Annotated in this window: 16 protein-coding genes and 1 pseudogene; 12 read left to right on the top strand and 5 right to left on the bottom strand. The window is 72.1% G+C overall.

The window, feature by feature from the left end; all coding sequences use genetic code 11:
- The first annotated feature begins 90 nt into the window (after positions 1-90).
- Positions 91-912: a DUF4230 domain-containing protein gene (locus tag ABNF97_RS09670; protein WP_130461747.1), complete on the top strand. Its 822-nt coding sequence runs from the start codon at positions 91-93 to the stop codon at positions 910-912.
- Here ABNF97_RS09670 and ABNF97_RS09675 read toward each other — a convergent pair.
- The 4 genes from ABNF97_RS09675 to ABNF97_RS09690 form a co-directional block, all read right to left on the bottom strand.
- Positions 893-2,149, bottom strand: coding sequence for a hypothetical protein (locus ABNF97_RS09675; RefSeq protein WP_130461748.1), 1,257 nt, complete (start codon positions 2,147-2,149; stop codon positions 893-895). The two genes, ABNF97_RS09670 and ABNF97_RS09675, sit on opposite strands and share 20 nt — an antisense overlap.
- On the bottom strand, positions 2,146-3,252 hold the full coding sequence (locus ABNF97_RS09680) for a ThiF family adenylyltransferase (protein ID WP_130461749.1): 1,107 nt from the start codon (positions 3,250-3,252) through the stop codon (positions 2,146-2,148). Before ABNF97_RS09680 ends, ABNF97_RS09675 begins: the two co-directional genes overlap by 4 nt.
- Positions 3,253-3,712: 460 nt before the next feature.
- Positions 3,713-3,919, bottom strand: coding sequence for a PspC domain-containing protein (locus tag ABNF97_RS09685; RefSeq protein ID WP_130461750.1), 207 nt, complete (start codon positions 3,917-3,919; stop codon positions 3,713-3,715).
- A 322-nt stretch (positions 3,920-4,241) separates the two neighbouring features.
- On the bottom strand, positions 4,242-4,655 hold the full coding sequence (locus ABNF97_RS09690; RefSeq protein ID WP_130461751.1) for a nitroreductase/quinone reductase family protein: 414 nt from the start codon (positions 4,653-4,655) through the stop codon (positions 4,242-4,244).
- 232 nt (positions 4,656-4,887) lie between these two features.
- Between ABNF97_RS09690 and ABNF97_RS09695 the strand changes: the two genes are divergently transcribed.
- The 5 genes and pseudogenes from ABNF97_RS09695 to ABNF97_RS09715 all read left to right on the top strand — a co-directional run bounded on the left by ABNF97_RS09695 (position 4,888) and on the right by ABNF97_RS09715 (position 12,648).
- The gene (locus ABNF97_RS09695) at positions 4,888-6,258 is read left to right on the top strand and encodes an L-serine ammonia-lyase (RefSeq protein WP_130461752.1); all 1,371 of its coding nucleotides are present in this window, start codon (positions 4,888-4,890) and stop codon (positions 6,256-6,258) included.
- A 213-nt stretch (positions 6,259-6,471) separates the two neighbouring features.
- Positions 6,472-7,299, top strand: coding sequence for an ABC transporter permease (locus ABNF97_RS09700; protein WP_130461753.1), 828 nt, complete (start codon positions 6,472-6,474; stop codon positions 7,297-7,299).
- Positions 7,300-7,310: 11 nt separating this feature from the next.
- The gene (locus ABNF97_RS09705; protein WP_486484926.1) at positions 7,311-8,045 is read left to right on the top strand and encodes an ABC transporter ATP-binding protein; all 735 of its coding nucleotides are present in this window, start codon (positions 7,311-7,313) and stop codon (positions 8,043-8,045) included.
- Positions 8,045-10,174: pseudogene (locus ABNF97_RS09710) on the top strand (DUF5941 domain-containing protein); the annotation flags it as partial. The gene ABNF97_RS09705 and the pseudogene ABNF97_RS09710, both read left to right, overlap by 1 nt.
- Before the next feature lie 194 nt (positions 10,175-10,368).
- Entirely contained in the window at positions 10,369-12,648 is a 2,280-nt protein-coding gene (locus ABNF97_RS09715; RefSeq protein WP_349338316.1) for a bifunctional glycosyltransferase/CDP-glycerol:glycerophosphate glycerophosphotransferase, read from the top strand.
- A 52-nt stretch (positions 12,649-12,700) separates the two neighbouring features.
- On the opposite strand, the gene ABNF97_RS09720 is transcribed toward ABNF97_RS09715, so the two are convergent.
- Positions 12,701-14,353: a glycosyltransferase gene (locus ABNF97_RS09720; protein WP_165436643.1), complete on the bottom strand. Its 1,653-nt coding sequence runs from the start codon at positions 14,351-14,353 to the stop codon at positions 12,701-12,703.
- 129 nt (positions 14,354-14,482) lie between these two features.
- Between ABNF97_RS09720 and ABNF97_RS09725 the strand changes: the two genes are divergently transcribed.
- The 6 genes from ABNF97_RS09725 (at position 14,483) to ABNF97_RS09750 (ending at position 24,454) form a co-directional block, all read left to right on the top strand.
- Positions 14,483-16,579, top strand: a complete 2,097-nt coding sequence (locus ABNF97_RS09725; RefSeq protein WP_349338317.1) for a hypothetical protein — start codon at positions 14,483-14,485, stop codon at positions 16,577-16,579.
- 106 nt (positions 16,580-16,685) lie between these two features.
- Complete coding sequence (locus ABNF97_RS09730) at positions 16,686-17,993, top strand: ABC transporter ATP-binding protein (RefSeq protein ID WP_349338318.1); 1,308 nt, start codon at positions 16,686-16,688, stop codon at positions 17,991-17,993.
- A gap of 66 nt (positions 17,994-18,059) precedes the next feature.
- Positions 18,060-19,154: a hypothetical protein gene (locus ABNF97_RS09735; RefSeq protein WP_130461759.1), complete on the top strand. Its 1,095-nt coding sequence runs from the start codon at positions 18,060-18,062 to the stop codon at positions 19,152-19,154.
- Between the two features lie 365 nt (positions 19,155-19,519).
- On the top strand, positions 19,520-21,049 hold the full coding sequence (locus ABNF97_RS09740) for a multicopper oxidase domain-containing protein (protein WP_130461760.1): 1,530 nt from the start codon (positions 19,520-19,522) through the stop codon (positions 21,047-21,049).
- A 197-nt stretch (positions 21,050-21,246) separates the two neighbouring features.
- Positions 21,247-22,062, top strand: coding sequence for an HAD family hydrolase (locus ABNF97_RS09745; RefSeq protein WP_349338319.1), 816 nt, complete (start codon positions 21,247-21,249; stop codon positions 22,060-22,062).
- Positions 22,063-22,078: 16 nt separating this feature from the next.
- On the top strand, positions 22,079-24,454 hold the full coding sequence (locus ABNF97_RS09750; protein ID WP_130461762.1) for a glycosyl hydrolase family 65 domain-containing protein: 2,376 nt from the start codon (positions 22,079-22,081) through the stop codon (positions 24,452-24,454).
- The last annotated feature ends 20 nt before the right edge of the window (positions 24,455-24,474 follow it).

A 24,474-nucleotide genomic window follows, 5' to 3' on the forward strand; every position in this document is an offset into this window, starting at 1 on the left:
TCCGGGTCGGTAAGGCTCGACTCGCGGGTGTCGTACCGGGGCCGTACCGTTTTCCTCAGATGCTCCTTTGGACAAGGACGGTGAGGGCCGATGTCCCGAGAAGGCGATGTCAACCAGCCCACGCGTGAGTTCCCCGGCTATGCGAAGGGGCAGGCCACGCCGCCCGGCCCGGCCGACCCCTGGGCCGACGGCACGACGCACGACGACACCCGGCCGTTCGACGCGGACGAGGCGCGACCGGAGCAGTCCGACCCGGAGCCGTCGGGCGGCAGCCGGTGGGGCCGTGGCGTGTTCGTCCTGGTCGGCATCATCGGCGTGGTCGCCGTGCTGGTGCTCGGCGTGCAGGTCAGCGGGATCCTGCCGGACTGGCGTAATCCGTTCGCCAAGGAGCAGACCGACCGCAGCCAGCCGCCGCTGCTGAAGTCGATCCAGGACCTCAGCCGGTTCGTCGCGGCGGAGGGCAACTTCGAGGTCGTCGTCGACCTGGAGAACGACCGGAAGTACGTCCCGGACTTCCTCCTCGGCGAGCGGACCCTCTTCGTCGGGGCCGGCACCGTCGACGCGTACGTCGACTTCGGAGCGCTCGGTGACGACGCGGTGGTGGTTTCCGAGGACCGGAAGTCGGTGGAGATCAAGCTGCCGGCACCGCAGCTCGGCGAGGTCAACCTCGACCTGGAGCGGAGCTACATCTTCGCCGAGGATCGCGGCATACTCAACCATCTCGGTGAGGTCTTCGGCGGCGACCCGAACCGGCAGCGGCAGGTCTATCTCAAGGCCGAGCAGAAGATCGGCGAGGCGGCCAAGAGCAGCGGGCTCGGCGAGCGCGCCCAGGAGAACACCCGGAAGATGCTGGACCAGATGCTCCGGTCACTCGGCTACGAGCAGGTGACCGTCACCTACGTCCAGCCGTAGACCGACGGGTGAGGTGCGCGGCCGTGTCGCTGGTCCACCGGCGGATCCGTGCCCCGTGCCGACGCCACCAGAGCCGGCACCAGAGGAGTTGGAAACCGACGACCACGAGGATCGTGGCGAGGGCATCGGCGATCTCCAGCCAGGCGCTGCCGGCGCTCAACGCATGGACAGCCTGCCAGATCAGATGGAGGGCAACCGGCAGACTCACGCCGACGGCGACGCCCAGGCATGCTGCCGTACCGACGACGAGCAGCACGGTGTAGCCGCGCACCGCACGACGCTCGCCGCGTGGCAGCTGCCGGCTCGGATCATCGATCGCCGCCGACCTTCGCCACAGCCTCCCGGCGAGGTACGTCGCGAAAGCGGAACCGTCTGCGTACAGGTTGCGCGAGCGAGTGAGGTCCTGCAGTACGAAATAGAGGTCGGTCCGCATGAATATCAGGAGTTGCGGGGCGAGCAGGAGAACCTCACTCAGCAGGACGATAGCGGAAATCCGGTGCACCGCCGTGGTTGGGTTCGCCACCACTACGACCAGCGTCGCGATCGATGCGATTGAGGCGTCGAGCGCCATACCTGCCAGGTAGACGGTCATCCGTTGCGTTCGATTCGCGGCCCAGATTCCGGTCACATCCGTCTGGGCGACGAGGAAATGGAGGCGTGTACTCAACCGAATCCGGCCCGGAACGCCGACGGCTCGCGCAGCGGCCAGGTGAGCCAACTCGTGAATGAAGATCAACGTCCAGAACAGGATGGCCTGCCCGAGGAGCACCAGGCTGCCGCTGGTGCTCCACACCATCACCTCGGGCGTTGGGAGCAGGTGAGGATGCGTGACCGCCGCGATCAGCCCTGCGGCGATCACGACGCCGACGATGACGCGTATCGCGCGGCCCTGCACCCACCGGGTGTGGGCTGGCCGCAGCCAGGGGAAGGTTGGCCGAATCGGCGGCAACGACGCCACCTCGCGCCCATCGATCGCGGCCACAAACCCTAGTTCGGCAAGCTCGGTGACGAAGTCCGCGACATCGATCTCGCCGAGTCCTTCCGCTACTAGGCGATCCTGACTCACCTCGACGCTGCAACCCTCGCGGAGGAGATCGATGGCGCGCACCCCGACGACGGGTAGGGCCACAAACTCCCCGATGTCGATCCGACCTACGACCCACTCGTCGCCATCGGGCCGGATATGCAGCTCATGGAGCCGTACCGCGGACGATCCCTCGATGATCATCGTGGTCATCCGCAGACGGGGCAGCCAGGTTGCCGGCCAGGGGACCCCGTCATGACCAGATGATCAGGCGCCACCAGGTTGACTCCGTAGACGCAGCCGGTCGGGAGCTCCGGCGCCCCGGTGAGGACCGCAATCACCGCGTGCCCGACGAGATGGCCCGAGATTCCCGCCGAGGCGGCCATCACGCCGGGGCCGCCCAACCCCAGCACGAAGTCCATCGACGCCTCGTCGCGCTCGGCCTGCGCACGTTGCCGTTCGCGCTCGGAGTTCACCAGGCACTCGTAACAGGCTCCGCCGCCGGGCGTGAAAGTACCGACCGTCACCAGCGGTCCGTTGTATCCGGCGCCGACCCAGGGAACGCCGGCAGCGGCGCAGGCACGGTTCGTCCACGCCCGGATCCCGTCGGCGCCCCGGGGCTCATCCGCGCACAGGGCAAGCACATCGCACCCGACCAGCAGCTTTGTCAGATCCTCTGGCGCTGTCACCCGCAACCGCTCGCCGGTCACCGCGATATCCGAGTTGAACCGGCGCAGGCGTTCCACCGCGACGTCGACCTTTGCCCGGCCGACGTCGCTCTCGGTGTACAGCATCTGCCGGTTGAGATTCGACAACTCGACGACGTCAGCGTCGACGCAATGGAGTCGTCCGACCCCGGAAGCCGCCAACGCCCACGCCGCGGTGGCACCGGTCCCGCCCAGGCCGAGTACCAGCACGCTGGCATCGCGCAGCCTCAGTTGAGCCTGCCAGCCATGGGCCTGCTGGCGCAGATCGACCCAGCGGAAGAATGCCTGGCTGCGGCTGTACCTCTCGCGTTCACGGGGGCTCAACGCGTCCGGTACGGCAGCAGCTGCGTCCTCCACGTACCCCGAGGCGATCAGCTGGTCTGTTACCGCCACGGCTTCCTGTGTAGACAGCCAAGGGTGTTGCTCGCACACATAGGCCGCTATCTCGTCCAGGCTACGGGTACCGTCCATAGCCTGCAGCGTGGCCCAGGCCACGCCGTCGGCGTCGGAGATCTCGGCCGCAATCCCGAATACTCCGCCCCCGATCCGGATCCGGCCATCGGCCAGTCGGTACGGCTCGTGCTCAGACTTCACCCGCGGCTTCTGCATGCGCCACCCGCATCCCTAACCGTCGGGCCGACGCCGCACACGTCGGCGCCGGCCCAGCCTTCGACCGGGCAACGGTCAGGCGCTCGCTCCGTTGCAGAGCACGGTCGTCTCGATCTTGTCGAGCTTCCGGATCTCTACCTTCCGCGGCTTGCGCGTCTCGCGCACCGGCACCTTGACTTCGTTCTTGGACATGAGTCTTACCACCTTCTCTCATCTGGTGGACTCGCGAGTACATACATCGTTGTCGACCAAACTGCGTCAGTCAAAGCGGCTGTGACCTGCGGTTTCAAGGATCTGTTCAGGCGGCTCGGCGCGGACACCGGCACTCGTGCCGGCACCGCGCAACGAAGTAGAAATCCACCCGGGCGCCGCGCGTTCCGCGCGCAGCACGGAGGGAATCCCCGTCCTTCAGGGCGGGGAGATCGTCAGGTATCCGGCTCGGAAGTCGACCGTCCCACTGTCAGTGCGTTCCGGCGTAGTAACGGTCCTCGTTCGGCATGATGATCCAGAGCGCCAGGTAGATGACCACCTGCGTGCCGGGAAGCAGCAGCGAGAGGACGAAGAGCAGCCGCATCATTCCGGCGGACATGCCGAAGCGGCGAGCCAGGCCGGCGCAGACACCGGCGATCATGCGGTTGTCCCGGGGGCGGGTGAGCTTGCGGCTCATCGACGTCTCCTCTGCTTCGTTCAGACGGGCGGCTGATTCCACGGTAGGAACGGATGGCTGCGCCGCCCTCGGTCTCCAGACGGATCCAGACACCGCGTACCCGTAGGTACTTACCCGGGCGGGGCCGGCGGACACCTGCGACAGGTCCGAGCAGCGATTCGGCAACCCCTGCTTGCTCGGCTTCAGCGAACTCGGCTCGCAACTAAGCATTCGTCTCAGGCCCGTGCCGCTCGGGTCGGTTGGCTCTTGCAGGCGCTGTGCGGCCTTGGCGGATTCCTCGTAGGAGGGCCGGCCGGAACGCACGGCCACATCCTCGTGGTCATCATGCTCGCGGGGCAGGTTCCAGTACGACGACCGGGATCTGGCGGGTGGTCTTCCGCTCGTAGTCGGCAAAGCCGGGATACGCGGCCTTCTGTGCGCTCCAGATCCGTTCCCGCTCGTCCCCGGCGGCGACTCTGGCGACCAACTCGACCTTTTCCGTACCGATCTCCGCTTGGGCCTGCGGATGCGCGAGCAGATTGTGGTACCAGTCCGGATTGGTGGGCGCACCTCCCTTGGAGGCGAACACGGCGTAGCCATCGTCCACCTTCTGGTACATCATCGGGTTTACCCGAGGCTGGCCGCTCCTGGCGCCGACCGTGTGCAACAGCAGCAGCGGCGCGCCAGCGAACTGACCGCCCACCTGCCCACCGTTGGCGCGAAACTCAGCGATGATCTTGTCGTTCCAGTCACTCATGCCTTCTCCTCGCCCGGCGCGTACCAGATCCGTGAACACGATTCTGGCAGTCCCGGCCGGGGGTGGGACTCCGATGCACATGGCCGCCGGGCTCCGGCCGATGCCGTCGGCGACGGGCCGGGGCGGAGCCGGGTAGGCTCGCGGACCGGCAGCTCAGGGGCGATGCTGGGGAGAGTCCCGGCGACTGCCCGGGGCCAGGGTCGGCAACGGGGCCGACCCGGGAGGGGTTTCGATGATCAGCGCCTTCGACCTGTTCACGGTCGGGATCGGGCCGTCCAGTTCGCACACCGTCGGTCCGATGCGGGCCGCCAGGACCTTCGCGACCGGTCTCAAGGCCGACGGGCTGCTCGCCGGGACGGCCAGGGTCCGCGCCGAGCTTTTCGGCTCGCTCGGCGCCACCGGGCACGGGCACGGCAGCGGGCCGGCCGTCCTGCTCGGGCTGCTCGGGGAGGCGCCGGAGACGGTGGACCCGGACCGGGTCGCCGAGACTGTGGCCGGGATCCGGGCCAGTGGCCGGTTGGGGGTGCTCGGTGCGCACGAGGTGGACTTCGACGCGGACCGGGACCTGGTGCTGCATCGCCGCCGTTCGTTGCCGTTCCATCCGAACGGGATGACCTTCACCGCGTACGACCCGGCGGGTGAACCGGTGCGGGCCCGGACCTACTACTCGGTGGGCGGCGGGTTCGTGGTGGACGAGACGGCGAGCGGCGCGGACCGGATCAAGCCGGACAGCACCCGGGTCCGCTATCCCTTCGGCACCGGAGTCGACCTGCTGGCCCTGACCGCCGAGACCGGGTTGCCGATCAGCGGGATCATGCTCGCCAACGAGCGGTCGTGGCGGAGCGAGTCGGAGATCCGCTCCGGCCTGCTGGAGATCTGGCGGGTGATGCGGGAGTGCGTCGACCGGGGCAGCCGGCGGGCCGGGACGCTGCCGGGCGGGCTGCGGGTCCGGCGCCGCGCCGCCGAGCTGCGGCGGAGCCTGGAGGCCGACCCCGGTTCGACCGACCCGCTGCGGGTGATGGACTGGGTGACGCTCTTCGCGCTCGCGGTCAACGAGGAGAACGCGGCCGGTGGCCGCGTGGTGACCGCCCCGACGAACGGCGCGGCCGGGATCATCCCGGCGGTTCTGCACTACTACACCCGGTTCGTGCCCGGGGCGTCCGACGAGGGCGTACTGCGCTTCCTGCTCGCCGCCGCCGCGATCGGGGTGCTGTTCAAGGAGAACGCCTCGATCTCCGGTGCCGAGGTCGGCTGCCAGGGCGAGGTCGGGTCCGCCTGCTCGATGGCGGCCGCCGGGCTGGCCGAGGCGCTGGGCGGTACGCCGGCCCAGGTCGAGAACGCCGCCGAGATCGGCATGGAACACAATCTCGGGCTGACCTGCGATCCGGTCGGTGGTCTGGTGCAGATTCCGTGCATCGAGCGGAACGCGGTGGCCAGCATCAAGGCGATCACGGCGGCCCGGTTGGCGCTGCGCGGCGACGGGGACCACGCGGTCTCGCTGGACAAGGTGATCAAGACGATGCGGGAGACCGGCGCCGACATGAAGGTCAAGTACAAGGAGACCGCCCGGGGTGGCCTCGCGGTCAACGTCATCGAGTGCTGAGCCCTGGCTGACCCGGTCGGGGAAGCCGGTCGGGTAGCGTTGGCACGTTACCGGGGAGGGGGGCGCAGCCCGGTCAACCCTCATTTGGGCGATTTTTCCGACTGCTACCCTATGTCGGGCTTTCGGGCCTCGGTGCCGCCGCGGTCCGGGATGCCGCCGTGGGCCGGGATCCGGCCGCGAGCGGTCGGACCATGACGAGCGCGGGAGGCGGCTGTGGCGTCTGGCGTGGTGGCGGTCTGGTCGCACCGCAACACGCTGCGGCTGCTCGTCCGCCGCGACCTGGCCGTGAAATACCAGCAGTCGGTGCTGGGCTACCTCTGGTCGCTGATCGAGCCGCTCGGCATGGGCGTCATCTACTTCTTCGTCTTCGGGGTGCTCTACCGGTCCGCCACCGACCGGCACCTCGGTGACGCCGCCGACTCGTACCCGCTCTTCCTGATCACCGGCATCTTCGCCTGGATGTGGACCAGCGCGGCGATCGGCGAGGCGACCGCCGCGCTCACCGGGCAGGCCCGGTTGATCACCACGATGAACCTGCCCCGCGAGGTCTTCCCGATCGGCCGGGTCGCCGGCCGGTTCGCCGAGTACCTCGCCGGGCTGCCGATCCTGGTCGCGGTCGCGATCGCCTACGCCTCGCTCGACAGGATCGAGTTCGGGGTGTCGCTGCTGGCGCTGCCGCTGGCGGTGCTGATCCAGGCGACCCTGCTGATCGGGGTCGCGCTGCTGCTCTCCTCGCTCAACGTGCTGATGCGGGACATCGAGCGGCTGATGCGGCTGGTCACCCGGGTACTCTTCTATGCCAGCCCGATCATCTACCCGCTGGCCCTGGTCCGGGACTCCTCACTGCCGGACTGGGTCAAGATCGGGTACGAGCTGAACCCGCTGGTCGGGATCTTCCAGCTCCACCACGCGATCTGGTACCCGGACGAGTTCCCCGACGCCCGGCTGCTCGGGGTGGCGGTCGGCGGCAGCCTGCTCGTGCTGCTCGCCGGCTGGTGGGTGTTCCGCCGACTCGAACCCGCGGTCCTGAAGGAGCTGTGATGCCCGGGGCGATGGTACAGGCGGAGAACCTGGGCATCCGGTTCGTCCGGAACCGGCGGCGCAACCTGCGGCTGCGGGAGATCTTCATCCACCGGGGCGGCCGGCAGCCCGCCGCCGGGGTCTTCTGGCCGCTGCGCAACGTCTCGTTCTCGGTCGCTCCCGGCGACACCGTCGGGATCATCGGCCGCAATGGCACCGGCAAGAGCACCCTGCTCCGGCTGATCGCCGGGGTGCTGATCCCGGACGAGGGACGGATCCGGGTCGGCGGCGCGGTGGCGCCGCTGCTGGAACTCTCCGCCGGCTTCTCCAGCGACCTGACCGGGCGGGAGAACGTCCACCTGGTCGGCTCGCTGCACGGGCTCAGCCCGAGTTTCCTGCGCCGGCACTTCGACGAGATCATCGAGTTCGCCGGGGAACAGATCGCGAAGGCCATCGACACCCCGGTCCGGCACTACTCGTCCGGGATGAAGGTGCGGCTCGGCTTCTCGGTGATCGCCCAGCTCCAGCACCCGGTGCTGCTGATGGACGAGGTGACGGCGGTCGGCGACGCCGACTTCCGGAAAAAGTGCTACGACACCATCGACCGGCTCATCGCCGAGGGCCGTACCGTAATGCTGGTCTCGCACAACGAGAACGATCTCACCCGGTTCTGCAGCCGGGGACTCTACTTCGACGGAGGACGATTGCGGGTGGACGGCACCATAGGCGAGGCTCTTGACGCATACCACGACGTGGTCAGGCCCTGATGCTGGCGATCCTGCTCACCCCCACCCGGCCGGGCGGGCCGCTGACCCGCCCCGACGGCATGCCGCTGGCCGCCCGACTCCGCGAGCAGTTGCGCGCGGCCGGTGCCCGGGACGTCGTCATCACCGACGACCCGGGCGAGGTCGCCGTGCTGGCCGGCACCGCCCGGGAGCCGGTGCTCCTCTGCTCCGGTGACCTGGTCGCGCACACCGCCGTACTCCGGCACCTGGCCACCAGTCCGATGCCCGGCACCGTGGCCCTGGTGCTGCCCGAGCCGGGCGCCGGCCCGGTCGGCGTGGTCGAGGACCGCAACCAGGTCGTCGCCGCCGGGCCCCGGGGGCAGGTCGGCGCCGCTGGGTCGCTGACCGCCGCCCCGACCGGCGCCTCCGGCGGAGCGGTACGCGTCGGCGTCTCCGACCTGCCCGCCCTGGTCGCCGCGGCCCGGGCCGTCGCCGGGGCGCCCGCCGACCCGGCCACTGCCCTCGCCGGGGCGCCCGTCGACACGGCCGCGGCCCTCGCCGGGGCGCCCGCCGACACGGCCGCGGCCGTCACCGGCGGCGTCGACCCGGTCCCGCTGCTGGACCGGCTGCTCGCCGCGCTGGCCCGCTCCGAACCGGCCGACACCGGGAACCCGGCGGCCGGTACCGGCATCACGATCTTCGCCCACCGGGTACGCCTGCTCGTCGCCCGCCGGGTGGCCGACCCGACGGCGCTGGCCGAGGCCGAGGCGGCGGTGGCGGCGGTCGACCCGGACCGGGCCGAACTGCGGCTCTCGGTCAAGGAGAAGGACGACTTCTTCACCACCTACTTCGTCAGCACCTGGTCGCCGTGGGTGACCAAGCTCTGTGCCCGGCTCCGGCTCACCCCGACCGGGGTCACCGCGATCTCGGTCGCCTTCGCGCTGGCGGCGGCGGTGCTCTTCGCCGTCGGCGGCCGGCCGGCCCTGGTCGGCGGCGCGATCCTGCTCTACCTCGGCTTCGTACTCGACTGCGTGGACGGGCAGCTGGCCCGGTACACCCGGCACTTCAGCCCGTGGGGCGGCTGGCTGGACACCATCGCCGACCGGGCCAAGGAATACCTGGTCTACGCCGGTCTCGGCATCGGGGTCGAGCGGGCCGGCGGGCCCGGCTGGGCGCTGGCGATCGCGGCGATCACCCTGCAGACGGTCCGGCACATGACCGACACCTGGTACGGCGCGCTGCACGACGAGGCGGCCAGGCGCCCCCGCCCGGCCGGGCAGCCGGCCGGCTCCGGCGGGCTCGGCGACCGGCTCAGCCAGGCGTCGAACCGGGTGCAGGCCGACACCGGCTCGTTGACGTACTGGGCGAAGCGCACCGTGGTCTTCCCGATCGGCGAGCGGTGGGCACTGATCGCGCTGACCGTGGCGATCTTCAGTCCGCTGGTCAGCCTGGTCGCCGTACTGGTCTGGGGCGCTCTGGCGGCCGCGTACACGCTGGCGCTGCGTACCCTGCGGGCCCGGTCGATGCGGGTGTCGGTGCTGACCGGGGTCGACACCACGCTGCACCGCGACGACGGGCCGGCGGTCCGCTGGCTTGCCGCGCTCGGCCGGGCTGCCGGGCTGCCCGGGCCACTGCCGCTCGCCCTGGTCGGGGTGGCGGCCGGCCTGGCCCTGCTCGGTGCCGGCCTGGTCGGTGTCGGCACCGGGCCGGCGCGCTGGCTGGTGCCGCTCGCGGTACTGGTCGGGCTGGTCGCCGGGCTACCGGCGGCGGCACCGCACGGCGGCGCGCTGGACTGGCTGGTGCCGGCCGCGCTGCGGGCCGCCGAGTACCTGCTGGTGATCGGGGCCGGGCTGCTGGTCGACGCGGACGGAATGGTGATCTTCGCGCTGCTCTTCGTCCTGGCGCTGCGGCACTACGACCTCACCGCCCGGTTGGAGAAGCGGGAGCGTGCACCGCTGATGCACGCGCTCGGGCTGGGCTGGGACGGCCGGCTGATCCTGCTCGCCGTCGCCGTACTCGTCGGTCCGGTCGTCGGTCGGGTGGCGCTGGTGTCGCTCGCCGGCTACCTGTCGGTGATTTTCCTGGTGAACGCGCTCCGTGGCTGGGTACCCAGGGACATTCCCGCGCCACGACAGCCGGCCGACGCCGCCGTCGGGTCCGGTGGCCACCCCGCCGCCCCCGACCGGTTCGCGCCCGCCGGGGCGGGGGAGGGGAACGCCGCGGCCCCGGGACGGCCGGACCGGACCGGGACGCCGGAGCGGCGGGAGTGGGACGGATGACGCCGCTTTCGAGGTGACCGGGCACCTGTGCGGGCGGCGCGCGGCGGGAAGGGACGCATGACGCTGCCAGCGGGAGTACGGCGCCGATGGCGCTGATCAGTTTCGTCGTACCGGTCTACCGGGTGCAGGGCTATCTGCGGGAGTGCCTCGACTCGATCCTGGGCCAGCCGGTGCGCGACGTCGAGGCGGTGGTGGTCGACGACTGCTCGCCGGACAGCTGCGGCGAGATCATCGCCGAGTACGCGGCCCGGGACGACCGGGTCCGGGTGGTGAGCCTGGACCGGAACGTCGGGCTGGGCGAGGCCCGCAACATCGGCCTGGACCGGGCCACCGGCGAGTACGTCTGGTTCCTGGACAGCGACGACTGGCTGGCCGACGGCTGCCTGCCGGCGGTGGCCGAACGGCTGCGCCGGGTCGAACCCGAGGTGCTGGTCGTCGACCACGTGCGGGCGTACTGGGACCACCGGACGCTCGGCAGCGGCCTGGACCGGACGGTGCCGGACTCCGGCGACGAGGTGTTCGCCGTGCGGGACCGGCCGGAGGTGCTCGGCGTGCTGCACACCGCCTGGAACAAGGTGGTACGCCGCCGCTTCCTGGTCGAGGTCGACCTGCGCTTCGGCCCCGGCTGGTACGAGGACGTCTCCTTCGGCTATCCGGTGCTCCTCGCCGCGGACCGGATCAGCGTGCTGGACCAGGTCTGCGTCAACTACCGCCAGCGGCGCTCCGGAGCCATCACCCGGACCCGGGACGACCGGCATTTCGAGGTCTTTCCGCACTGGCATCGGGTCTTCGAGCTGATGGCGCGCTGGGGGCCGGCGTACGACGACCTCCGGCCGCTGATCTTCGAGCGGATGGTCTGGCACTACCTGATCGTGCTCGGCAACGGGCGACGGCTCTCCCCGCGGCTGCGCCGGAACTTCTTCGACCAGGTGGTGGCGGACTACCGGCGCTGGCTGCCGCCGGGCGGCTACCGGATGCCGGGCGGGATCGACGGGCTGAAGCACCGGCTGGTGGCCGGCGGACACTGGCGGACATACGCGGTGCTGCGCGCGCTGCACCACTCGCGGCGGGGCGGGGCCGGGCGCCTCGTCCGGCGGGTTCTGCCGGCACTGCCGTCGTGGCGCCCGGCGTCCCGGGCGCGGCTGCCGGCGGCTGCGGACCGGCTGCCGGCGGCACCGTCCGAGCCCGTCCGGCTGCCGGCGGCACTGTCGGAGGCGGCCAGGCTGGCCCGCAAGGCGCTGCTCCGGGCGTACTACCACGCGCAGTTGGGGCGGCGGCTCGATCCGGCGCTGGCGCTCTACGCCGCGTACTGGTATCGCGGTTACGCCTGCAATCCGGCGGCGATCCACCGGAAGGCCGCCGAGCTGGCCCCGTGGATCCGGGGCGTCTGGGTGGTACGCCGGGACCGGGTCGCCGGCCTGCCGCCCGGGGTGCCGTATGTGGTGGCCGGCAGCCGGGCCTACTTCCGGGCGCTTGCCCGGGCGAGGTGGCTGGTCAACAACGTGAACTTCCCGGACTACGTGGTCAAGCGGCCCGGCTCGGTGCACGTGCAGACCCACCACGGCACCCCGGTCAAGGTGATGGGGCTGGACCAGCAGGGCTATCCGTACGGCGCGGCCGGGCTGGACTTTCCGGGGCTGCTGCGCCGGATCGACCGCTGGGACTACAGCGTCAGCGCCAACACCTTCTCCACGCAGATGTGGGAGCGGGCCTATCCGGCGGAGTACCGGACCCTGGAGGTCGGCTATCCGCGTAACGACCGGCTGGTGAACGCCGGGCCCGCCGAGGTCGAGGCGGTCCGGCGTGGGCTCGGCATCGAACCCGGCGAGCGGGTGCTGCTGTACGCGCCGACGCATCGGGAGCACCGGCCCGGGTACTCGCCGCCGTTCGATCCCGGTGCGCTGCTGGAGGCGCTCGGTCCGGCGGGCCGGCTGCTGGTCCGGGGCCACTATCTCGACCCGGGCGCCCGGCCCGCCCCGGCGTCGCCGGACGGTCGGGACCGGGTGCGGGACGTGACGGAGCATCCCTCGGTGGAGGATCTCTACCTCGCCGCCGACGTGCTGGTCACCGACTACTCGTCCGCGATGTTCGACTACGCCACGCTGGACCGGCCGATCGTGGTCTACGCACCCGACTGGGCCGAGTACCGGCGCGAGCGCGGGGTCTACCTGGACGTGCTCGCCGAGGCGCCGGGGGCGGCGGTGACGGAGTTCCCCGAACTGCTGGCGGCGTTCCGGACCGACGCGGTGGACGCCCCGCCGGCCGCGCTCGCCCGAAAGCGCTTCCGGGACCGCTTCTGTGCCCTGGACGACGGCCGGGCGGCCGAGCGGGTGGTCCGGCGGGTCTTCCTCGACGAGCCCGACTGAGCGGGGTACCACCGGGATCCGGTCGGTCGAACGGGGCACGACCGAGATCCGGTCAGTCGACCGGGGCGGACCGGCGGCGTACCCGCTGCCGGACCCTCTCGGCGGCGAGGCCGGCGTACCGGCCGGCGACGAATCGGGTGGCCGAGGCGAGCGAGCGGATCCCGCCGACCGGGATCGTCTCCACCCCGGCCAGGGCGGCCCGCCGGGCCCGCTTGTCCGGCCGGACCACCAGCCGGGGCCGGGGGGAGACCCACTTGTTCTCCGGCAGCAGCCGCAGGTCGATCACCCCGAAGTCGTCGCCGCTGACCCAGCGCCGCCCGGCCACCTCGGCGACCACCTCGTCGAGGGCCTCGTCCGGTCGGCGCACCCGGAAGGCACGGCTGAGCGCCGAGGTGCGCCAGAGCGAGAGCCCGTCGTCCGGTGCCGTCGCCCCGATCGGCAGCAGCCGGACCAGGCCGACCTGCCACTGGTCGGCGACCGCCACCAGCCGGCGTACGGTGTCGGCGTCGACCCCCAGGTGCGGTCCGAGTTCCAGCAGGTACGGCGCGGGGTACGCGGTCGTCGGCGGCTGCCCGGCCAGCTCCACCCGGGGTTCGGAGCGGTAGGTCGCGGCGAGCAGCCGCAGGTCCAGCAGCGGGTCGACCAGTACCGATCGGCGGTCGTCGGTCAGTTCCGTCCACTGCGCCACCAGCACCACCCGCAGGTCGGTCTGGTCTCCGGCGAGCAGCCGGTCGACGCAGGTGCGGACCATCTCGTACGGCCCGTCGGCCCGGACCACCGCCACCACCAGCGGTACGGCCCAGCTCCGGTGTGCGGCGGGGCGCAGGTAGCGGGGCTGCGGCATCAGGTCGGCCAGGAACGGCCGGTTGTACCGCCGCAGTGCCTCGCCACGGGTCATCATGTGCGACGGCCCGAGGTGCCAGCTCCGGGCCCGGGGTTCGGGGACGAACACCGCGCCCGCCTGGGCCAGCCGGTAACCGAACTCGGTGTCCTCGCCGAGCCGCAGCTCGGGGTTGAGGCCGCCGGTCTCGGTGTAGAGGGCGCGGGCCAGGGCGGCGGTGGCGCCGACGTGTGCCCGGAAGTTCAGGTGGTCACCGCGCCGGAGCTGGTCGGTGTCGTCGATGAGGCGTTCGACGTAGTCGTGCGGCTCGGAGTCGTCGAGCCGGAAGAGCCGATCGGCGGTGCCGGCCGCGCAGCTCTCGGCGACCTGTTCCGGGGTGGGCCAGTCGGCGTCGACGAAGCGCTTGTAGCCGAGGGTGACCGCCTCGTCGCTGACGTGCTGCCAGCGAGCCTGCGCCGCCACGTGCTCCGGGAAGACCACCATGTCGGCGTCGAGCCAGTGCAGGATCTCGCCCTCGCTGTGCTCCGCGCCGACGTGCAGCGCGGCCGACCGGCCCCAGCCGGCCGCGTGGTCGGCGACCCGGAGCAGCCGGCAGTTGTCGGGGCGGATCCGGGGCAGGACCAGCGGCGGGTCGCTGCCGTCGTCGACCACCACCACCTCCAGCAGCCCGGACGGGTACGTCTGCGCGGACAACGCGGCCAGGGTGAGGTCGAGGGCGGGTTGGCAGTCGTGGGCCGGGACGATCAGCGAAACGGACCGGGTCGGCTGCCAGTCGCCCAGCTCGGGTGGGGTGAGCCGACTCCAGTCGTTCCGGAACAACCGGATTGGCGGATGGGCCGTCGCGGCCCGGGGGCGGATGGGCACGCGGCACAGTGTAATCATATGATTGCTCAGAGCTGACAATCGCGCGCCGCGTGGCGGGGGTCGGTCCAAATCGGCTCCGCGCCGACTACCGTGAGTGCCTTCGTGATAGCGACACGTAGCGTGGTGTTGGTGTCGGCCGACGAAGGGATCGGCGTGCCAGGCAGGGACGACCCGGAGAAGTACCTCCGCTGGCGGATCGCCGTCGGCGAACCCCGCGGCCGGCGGCGGTGGCCGCTGGGCACGCTCGGCTCCCGGCTCACCGAGATACCCGGACCGTCGGCGTCGACCCGACTCCCCGACCAGGCCACGCCGGACCGGGCGGCGGCCGACCGGTCCGCCGAGAACCGCGCCGGACCCGCCTGGCAGCGGATGTTCGTCGGCCGGATGGCCGTCACCGCCCGGTCGGTGACCTGGCTGCGACACCTGCTCGACCATCCGGCCGGGCTGGTCCGGGTACGCCGGGTCGCCGTCGTCGTGCAGGACTGGGAGATCCCGCAGCGCGGCTGGTCCGGCCGGCTCGGCCCGGTGCCGCACCTGCTCGCCCAGCGGATCGCGCTGCCCCGGCACGACCGGGGCCGGGCGGCGGTCGAGATCGAGCTGCGCTGGTCCGTACCGCTCCGCTCGGTGCTGGCGGCCGTGCTACCGCTGCTCACCCCGATCCGTCCACTGCCGACCCCGGGCAGCCCGGAGGTGACCGCCCAGGACGTCCTCCCCGGCTGGCTCGGCGCCGGGCCGGGGCTCGCGGTCGTCGCGGGGGAGCTGCCCGGCAACCCGGCCGTCCGGCCGTACGACCTGGTGCTCCGGCCGGACGGCGGCGAGCCGGCGGTGGCCGGGGACATGGCCCGGACGGCGTACCGGGCGCGGCTGACCGTCGACCGGCTCGGCGTGCCGGCGATCGGGGACGGCGACCGGCTCGGCGTGCCGGCGACCGGGAACGGTGGCCGGACCGGGCCGGTACTGCTCGACGCCGAACACGCGGTCCCGGTCGGCCGGTACGGGCCGTTCGGGCCGGACGCGCCCCGGGCCGAACTCACCTTCGCACCCGGGCCGGACGGCGCAAGTTGGCGGATCCGGGGACCGGCCGGGCTGGACTGTCGGGGTCGACTCGACCGGCCGTGGCTGACCGAGCGGGACTGGTCGGCGCTGGCCGGGATCGGGCTGCTCGACTGCGGCCCGATCCCCGGGCTGCGGCCCCGGGCCGAGGCCGCCCTGCTGCTGCACCTCGCGCTGACCGGCGTACTGCTGCGGGCCCCCGGCCTGCCGGTGTCCTGTCGGGCGCAGCTCGCCGACGAGGTGGTCGAACTGCTCCGCGCCCCGCTGCCCGACCATCCGGCCGGCCGGCCCGACCCGCGGGGCGAGCTGGAGTGGGAGGCCCGGGCGGTACGCCAGCGCCGGGCGGTACTGCGCCGGCACGCCCGGGGCTTCGCGCTGCCCAGGCTGGCGGCGGCCACCTTTCCCGGCCTCGGCGGGCTGCCGTCGGTCTCGGTGCTGCTGGTGACCCGCCGGTTGGAGCACGTCCTCGACGCGGTCGCGGCGGTGGCGGCACAGAGCTATCCCGAGCTGGAGATCGTGCTCTGCCTGCACGGCGTCGGCCTGCCGGTCGAGCTGCGCCAGCGGCTGGTCGACTGCGGGCGGCCGGTCGAGGTCGTCGAGGTGCCGGCCGGGCAGAGCTTCGGCGAGGCGATGGTCGCGGCGACCGCCCGGGCCCGGGGCACCCTGGTGACGAAGGTCGACGACGACGACACGTACGGGCCGGAACACGTCTGGGACCTCGTCCTCGCCCGGCACCACTCCGGGGCGACGCTGGTCGGCAAGGCGGCCGAGTTCGTCTACATCGGCGCGCTGGACACCACCGTACGGCGGGACGCCGGGGCCGCGGAGAGCTTCGCCCCGGCCGTCGCCGGCGGCACGATCCTGATCGGCCGGGGCGACCTGGCCGAGGTCGGCGGTTGGCGCCCCGTGCCGAGTTCGGTCGACCGGGGCCTGCTCGATCGGGTCCGCCGGGCGGGTGGGCTGGTCTACCGGACACATCCGCTCGGCTACGTCTACCGCCGCCGGCCGGCCGGGCACACCTGGGATCCCGGACTGGAGTACTTCCTCCGGGACAGCGGCGCGCAGTGGACCGGGCTGCCCCGGCACGCCGAATTCGGCACCTCCGGCACCGATCCGGCGCCGTCGACCAGCCGGTGGAAGTTTCATCAGCGGGGGTTGAATCGAGTCTGGTAACCGTCATGTCACAACGTGAACATGGCACGTTTACCCGATGGGCTTCCGTGATGATCCTCGTCACAGTCATTCCCGGGGCCGGCCATAACGCTGCGGGGAGGTGACGGTGACCACCGTCGCGCTCAAAGACGTCACGAAGGTATTCCCGGATGGGACCGTGGCGGTAGACAACGTGAGTCTCGACGTCAACGACGGCGAGTTCATGGTGTTGCTCGGGCCTTCGGGCTGCGGAAAATCGACAGTACTGCGGATGGTCGCCGGCTTGGAGGACCCGACCACCGGCGCCGTGTTGCTCGACGGTGAACTGGCGAACGACCTGCCGCCGCGGGACCGCGGAATTGCCATGGTCTTCCAGGATTTCGCGCTGTATCCGCACATGTCGGTGGGGGCCAACATTGCCTTCCCGCTCCGGCTCTCCGGTGTCGAGGAAGGGCCGCGTGCCGAGCGGGTGGCCGACGTGGCGAGTGCGCTCGGCATCGCCGACGTACTCGGCCGCAAGCCCAGTCAACTCTCCGGTGGGCAGCGGCAGCGGGTGGCGATGGGTCGGGCCATCGTCCGCCGCCCCGGGCTGTTCCTGATGGACGAGCCGCTCTCCAACCTCGACAGCGGCCTGCGGGCGGAGCTGCGGGCGGAGATCTCCGGACTGGTCCGCGAACTCGGGGTGAGCACCATCTACGTCACCCACGACCAGGCCGAGGCGCTGACCATGGCCGACCGAGTGGCGATCATGCGCAAGGGCGTCCTGCAGGACGTCGGGACCCCGACCCAGGTGTACGGCCGGCCGGCCACCCTCTACGTCGCCGCGTTCCTGGGCAGCCCCCGGATGAACCTGCTGGAGGCGACCGTCTACGTGCACCTCGACCGGTACGTCGCGCTCAACCTCGGGGAGCAGGCGCTCTACCTGCCCTGGGACGACATCCGGGCCCGGGCGGTGGCGCACTACCACGGCGAGCGGATCGTGGTCGGGATGCGGGCCGAGGCGCTGACCCCGGTGGCTCCGGACACGCCGGGCGACGTGTTGCAGGGGCGCATCCGGTACCTGGAGCACCACGGGCACGAGTCGCTGGCGTTCCTCGACATCGGGGCGACCGCGATCGTCGTCGACGACCTGGGCGGCCCGGTGACCGACGAGCGCCCGGCCGGCGGGGGCCGGGGGCTGCGCCGGCTCGGCCAGGTGATGCAGCGGCTGACCGGGCGCAGCGTCGGCTCCGCGCAGCCGGCCCAGGAGGAGCGCGGCGGCCGGGGCAGCGTGCTCGATCCGGGCCGGCACCACCGCCGCCCGGCCGAGCTGGCGGTACGGCTGGCGCCGTACCCGGCGGTCACCTCGGGCCACCCGATGGCCGTCTCGGTACGGATGGACGCGGTGCACTTCTTCGACGAGCGCGGCGACCGGATCGACGTGGGGTGGCGCTGACCGACCCGCATCCCTTAATGTCTGTCGATTTCCCATCCATGGTTGTCCCCGTTAGGAGAGCCGCTCGTGTCACAGGAACGACCCGGCCTGCTCGTGATCGAGCGGATCCTCCGTGACCGGCAGGGCGTCTGGCAGCAGATCGTCGCCGAGCGCGACCTCAATGCGCTCACCGGCCAGATGCTGGCCAGCTCGGCGATCGCGCTGGCCTGTTACGGCGCCGTGCTCGGTGCTTTCCACAGCGTGTTGATGGCCCTGACCTCGGCGGTGAAGCTGCCGCTGCTGTTCCTGGTCACCCTGGCCATCTGCCTGCCGACGCTGTACCTGTTCAATCTGGTCTTCGGGGCCCGGCTCTCGGTGCGGCAGGCCATCTCGATGGTGATGGTGGCGATCACGGTCACCTCGATGCTGGCCGTGGCGTTCGCGCCGATCAGCCTCTTCTTCCTGATCACCGCACCGGACTACGCCTTCTTCAAGCTGCTCAACGTGGCGATCCTGACCCTGTCGGCCCTGGTCGGGCTGCGTTTCCTGACCGGCGGCATGCAGGTGCTCAACGCACACGGCCTGCTCACCGCCAGCGCCGCCCGGTCGGCCGGCACCGCGACCGCCGCAGCCCGGTCGGCCGGCGCCGCGACCGTCGCGGCGGGCGCCGGGCAGCCGGCGGTGCAGCCGGCCGCCACCACCCAGGGCGGTGCCCGGCCCGGTGCCGAGCCGGTGCCGGTCGCGGTCGGTGCGCTGCCCGGCGAGACGCCGGCTACCACCGCCAACGGGGACGGGCCGGCCGCCCCCGCCCAGCCCGCACCGGCCACCCCCGCCGCGCCTGCGGCCACCGCACCGGCGCCGGCCGACGCGGCGGTTCCCGCTCCCGGCCTGGTCCCGGCTCAGCCGGCGCCGGCGCACCACGTGATGCCGTACGGCCACCGCGCGGCGGACCCGTACCCGATCGGCCGCCCGGGAGTGGCGCAGTTCCCGTCCGACGGTCCCCGCCCGGCCAGCATGACCCTGCTCTACATCTGGATCCTGCTCTTCGGGTTCGTCGGTACCCAGTTGGCCTGGACGCTGCGGCCGTTCTTCGGTGACCCGGCACAGCCGTTCGCGTTCTTCCGCACCATCGACGGCAACTTCTACGCGGAGATTCTGCGTAGCCTGGGCAGCCTCTTCTGAAGCCGCCCCGGGCCTTGCCCGGGCGGAGATCCGCAACCGGCGGGTGGCGATGGGCCCGGTCCGGGCGACCGCCCGGCCGGGCCCGCCCGGCCGCGGAAGCGGGCGCCGAGTTCGAGACCGGCGCCCGCCCCGCGATTCCCATCCCGGTGGTGATCGGCACCGAGGACGGCGTGCCGACCACCGAGATGGCCCTGTACTGGACGCTCAAGCCGCGCTGACCGCCCGGCGCCCCCGGGGACGTGCTTCCCCGAGGCTCTGTCCGGGTCTCCCTGAACCGTCCCTGACTTCCGCCGCCCGGAATGGACGACCGCCCCGATATGAAGGCAGGCTACATGTAGTCATCTGAGTTATGGGGAGGTGTCGGCATGGCCGGCGGGGGATCGCGGCTGTGGCTGCGGGTGCTGCTCGGAGTCTTCTCGGTCGTACTACTGCTCTGCGGGATCGGCACGGCGGTCGGCACCTGGGTCTGGACCCGCAGCGCTGTCGACACCCGTGGCGAGGTGGATTTCGTCAACCGGCTCGCCGTACCGCCGCTGGCGCAGTCGCGGATCGACGACCAGGGACGCCGGGTCTTCGACCTGCGGGCCCAGCCCGGCCAGCGTGACTTCGGCCAGGGCGGCCCGACCCCGACCTGGGGCTTCAACGGCGACTACCTCGGCCCCACCCTGCGGGCCAAGCGCGGCGAGCAGGTGATGGTCAACGTCGTCAACGGGATCGGCCGGCCGACCAGTGTGCACTGGCACGGCATGCACCTGCCGGCGGCGATGGACGGCGGCCCGCACCAGATGGTCCGGCCCGGCGCCACCTGGTCGCCGCGGTGGAAGGTCGACCAGCCCGCCGCCACGCTCTGGTATCACCCGCACCCGCACGGCGAGACCGCCGAGCACGTCTACCGGGGACTGTCCGGGATGTTCATCCTGGACGACGAGCCGTCGGCCGCGCTGGCGCTGCCCCGCCGGTACGGCGTCGACGACATCCCGGTGATCGTGCAGGACCGGCAGTTCACGTCCGACGGGCGATTCGACGACAGCGGTTCGTTCGGCGGCGTCGGCATCCTCGGAGACACACTCCTGGTCAACGGGACCGTCGGGCCGTACCTGGACGTCACCACCGAACGGGTCCGGCTGCGGCTGCTCAACGGCTCCAACGCCCGGACGTACGACTTCGGCTTCGCCGACAACCGCGCGTTCGACCTGATCGGCACCGACGGCGGCCTGCTGGAACGCCCGCACCGGACCGGCCGGATCCGGCTCTCCCCCGGCGAGCGGGCCGAGGTCGTGGTGTCGGTGCGGCCGGCGGAGCGGTTGGTGCTGCGCAGCTACCCGCCGGACCAGGGCGTCGGCTTCCCCGTCGACCGCTTCACCGGCGGCGACGACACCTTCGACGTACTCGAACTGCGGGCCGCCGGCAGCCTCACGCCGGCACCGGAGACGCCGGACCGGCTGGTACCGGTCGAACGGCTCGACCCGGCGTCGGCCGTCGAGACCCGCCGGTTCCAGTTGGCCGGTTTCCAGATCAACGGTCGGTCGATGGACATGGACCGGATCGACTTCGCGGTCACCCGGGACACCACCGAGATCTGGGAAATCAAGAAGTTGGACGGCATCCCGCACAGCTTCCATGTACACGACGTGCAGTTCCAGGTGCTCTCGGTGGACGGTCGGGAGCCGCCGCCGGAGCTTCGCGGCTGGAAGGACACCGTGCTGCTCGCCGCCGGGGACTCGGTGCGCATCATTGCCAGGTTCGCCGACCACGCCGACCCGAACATGCCGTACATGTACCACTGCCACCTGCTGGCACACGAGGACCAGGGGATGATGGGGCAGTTCGTGGTGGTCGAGCCCGGCCAGCGACCGGGACGACCGCCGAGTGGGCACGGCCACGCCCACGGCTGAACCAGCGGGCTCCGCCCGGCGGCACGGTCGTCGGCGGAGCCCGCCCCGGTGCGTCGGCCGGCGGAGCCCGCCCCGGTGCGTCGGCCGGGGGAGCCCGCCCCGCGTGCATCGGCCGGGCGGGAGCCCGCCCCGCGTGCGTCGGCGTGGCCGAACCCGAAAACGTGCCGCACGAGGCCTTCCCGGTTAGGTTGTTAGGCGTGTTGGGCCTACCCGCGCACGTGACCGCCTGCCTCTTCGACCTCGACGGCGTACTGACCCAGACCGCCCGGGTGCACAACGCCGCCTGGGCGGAGACCTTCGACGACTTCCTCCGCCGCTGGGCCGAGGCCACCGGCGAGCCGTTCCGGCCGTACGACCCGGGCGACGACTACAACCGGTACGTCGACGGCCGCCCCCGGGCCGACGGGGTGCGGACGTTCCTCGCCTCCCGGCAGATCACCCTGCCGGAGGGCCAGCCGGACGACCCGCCGACCGTCGACACCGTCAACGGGGTGGGCAACCGCAAGAACGTCATCCTGCTCCAGCGGATCCACGACGACGGGGTGCTGCCGTACCAGGGATCGGTGGCCTACCTGCATGCCGCGCGGGCCGCCGGGCTGCGTCGGGCCGTCGTCTCGGCCAGCGCCAACGCCCGGGACGTGGTCGCGGCGGCCGGGCTCGAACCGCTGGTCGAGGCCCGGGTGGACGGCGTCGTCGCCCGACGGGAAGGGCTGCGCGGCAAGCCCTGGCCGGACACCTTCCTGGCCGGCGCCGCGCTGCTCGGGGTCCGCCCCGACCGGGCCGCGGTCTTCGAGGACGCGCTGGCCGGGGTCGCCGCGGGCCGGGCCGGCAACTTCGGTTTCGTGGTCGGGGTCGACCGGGTGGGCCAGGCCGACGCGCTACGCGAGCACGGCGCCGACATCGTGGTGCGCGACCTGTCCGAACTACTCCCCGAGGCGGATGGCGGCCACCCGGCGGCAGCCGGTCGGGGCGGTGCCGGAACGGCGGGGGCCGGGCCGGAGGTGGTCCGGTGACTGCGAGGAGGCGCCGATGATCCGGGAACGGGCCTATCCCGTCGAGCCCTGGCGGGTCCGGGAGACCCGGCTCGACCTGGACGTACTGGCCCAGTCCGAGTCGGTGTTCGCGCTCTCGAACGGGCACATCGGACTGCGCGGCAACCTGGACGAGGGCGAGCCGCACGGCCTGCCGGGGACGTACCTGAACTCCTTCTACGAGCTGCGGCCGCTGCCGTACGCGGAGGCGGGCTACGGCTTCCCCGAGTCCGGCCAGACGATCGTCAACGTCACCAACGGCAAGCCGATCCGGCTGCTCGTCGACGACGAGCCGTTCGACGTCCGCTACGGCGAACTGCTCAACCACGAGCGGGTGCTCGACCTGCGTGCCGGCACCCTGCAACGGTCGGTCGAGTGGCGCTCTCCGGCCGGGCGTACCGTGCGGATCTGCTCGACCCGGCTGGTCTCGTTCACCCAGCGTTCGGTAGCGGCGATCGAGTACCGGGTGGAGCCGGTGGACGGCCCGATGCGGCTGATCATCCAGTCGGAACTGGTCGCCAACGAGCAGCTTCCGGCGCAGAGCCGGGATCCCCGGGTGGCGGCGGTGCTGGAGTCGCCGTTGCAGTCCGAGGAGCACCTGGTGCACACCGACGGTGCGCTGATGATCCACCGCACCAAGGCGAGCGGACTGCGGGTGGCCGTCTCGATGAGCCACGAGGTGTACGGGCCGGAACGCAAGCTGGTCGGCACCGAGGCGTACGAGGACTGGGCCCGGACCACCGTCACCTCGGTGATCAAGCCGGGTGAGCAGCTTCGCCTGGTCAAGTTCGTCGCGTACGGCTGGTCGAGCCGCCGCTCCCGCCCGGCGCTGCGCGACCAGGTGGCGGCGGCGCTGGCCGGCGCCAAGTTCTCCGGCTGGGACGGGCTCTGCGCCGAGCAGCGCGGCTATCTCGACACCTTCTGGAACGACTCCGACGTGCAGCTCGAGGGTGACCCGGAGGTGCAGCAGGCGGTCCGGTTCGGACTCTTCCACGTGCTCCAGGCCGGCGCCCGCGCCGAACTGCGGCCGATCTCGGCGAAGGGGCTGACCGGGCCGGGGTACGACGGGCACGCGTTCTGGGACAGCGAGATGTTCGTGCTCCCGGTACTGACCTACACCCTGCCGTCGGCCGTCGACTCCGCGCTGCGCTGGCGGCACTCCACCCTGCACCTGGCCCAGGAGCGGGCCCGGACGCTGGGACTGCGCGGCGCCGCGTTCCCGTGGCGGACCATCCGGGGCCAGGAGACCTCGGCGTACTGGCCGGCCGGCACCGCCGGATTCCACATCGCCGCCGGCATCGCCGACGCGGTGCGTCGATACGTGCAGGCGACCGACGACGAGCAGTTCGAACGCGAGGTCGGGCTCGAACTGCTGGTGGAGACCGCGCGACTCTGGCGCTCGCTGGGGCACCACGACCGGCACGGCCGGTTCCACCTCGACGGGGTGACCGGGCCGGACGAGTACACGGCGGTGAAGAACGACAACGTCTACACCAACCTGATGGCCCAGCGGAATCTGCTGGCCGCCGCCGACGCCGCCGCCCGGCATCCCGAGGAGGCGTGGAAGCTCGGCGTCGACGACGAGGAGACGGCCGCCTGGCGGGACGCGGCGCACGACATGCACGTCCCGTACGACCGGGACCTGGGCGTGCACCCGCAGGTGGAGGGCTACACCCGCTTCCAGGAGTGGGACTTCGCCGGCACGCCGCCGGAGCAGTACCCGCTGCTGCTCAACTACCCCTACTTCGACCTCTACCGGAAACAGGTGATCAAGCAGGCCGACCTGGTGCTGGCGATGCACTGGCGCGGCGACGCGTTCACCGACGAGGAGAAGGCGGCCAACTTCACCTACTACGAGCGGCGTACCGTCCGCGACTCGTCGCTGTCGGCGTGCACCCAGGCGGTACTGGCCGCCGAGACCGGGCACCTCGAACTCGCGCACGACTATCTGGGCGAGGCGGCCCTGATGGACCTGCACGACCTGAACCAGAACACCCGGGACGGCGTGCACGTCGCCTCGCTGGGCGGGGCCTGGATCGCCCTGGTGGCCGGCTTCGGCGGGATGCGCGACCACACCCAGACGCTCTCCTTCGCCCCCCGGCTGCCGAGCCGGATCGACCGGCTGGAGTTCTCGCTCCGCTACCGGGGCGTGCACCTGCGGGTCGACGTACGGCGGGACGAGGCGACGTACTCGCTGCGCGACGGCGAGCAGGACGACGCCCTGGAGTTGCTGCACCACGGAGAGAAGGTCCGGATCAGCTGCGAGGAGTCGGCGACCCGGCCCATCCCGCCGGCCCGCCCGACCGGCCCGCAGCCGGCCCAGCCCGCCGGCCGCGCCCCGGCCCGCCGCACCCCGGAGAGCGAGCCGAGCTGACCCGCCCCGGGGGGCCGGCG

It is taken from the genome of Plantactinospora sp. B6F1 (assembly GCF_040120695.1).
GTDB lineage: Bacteria > Actinomycetota > Actinomycetes > Mycobacteriales > Micromonosporaceae > Plantactinospora.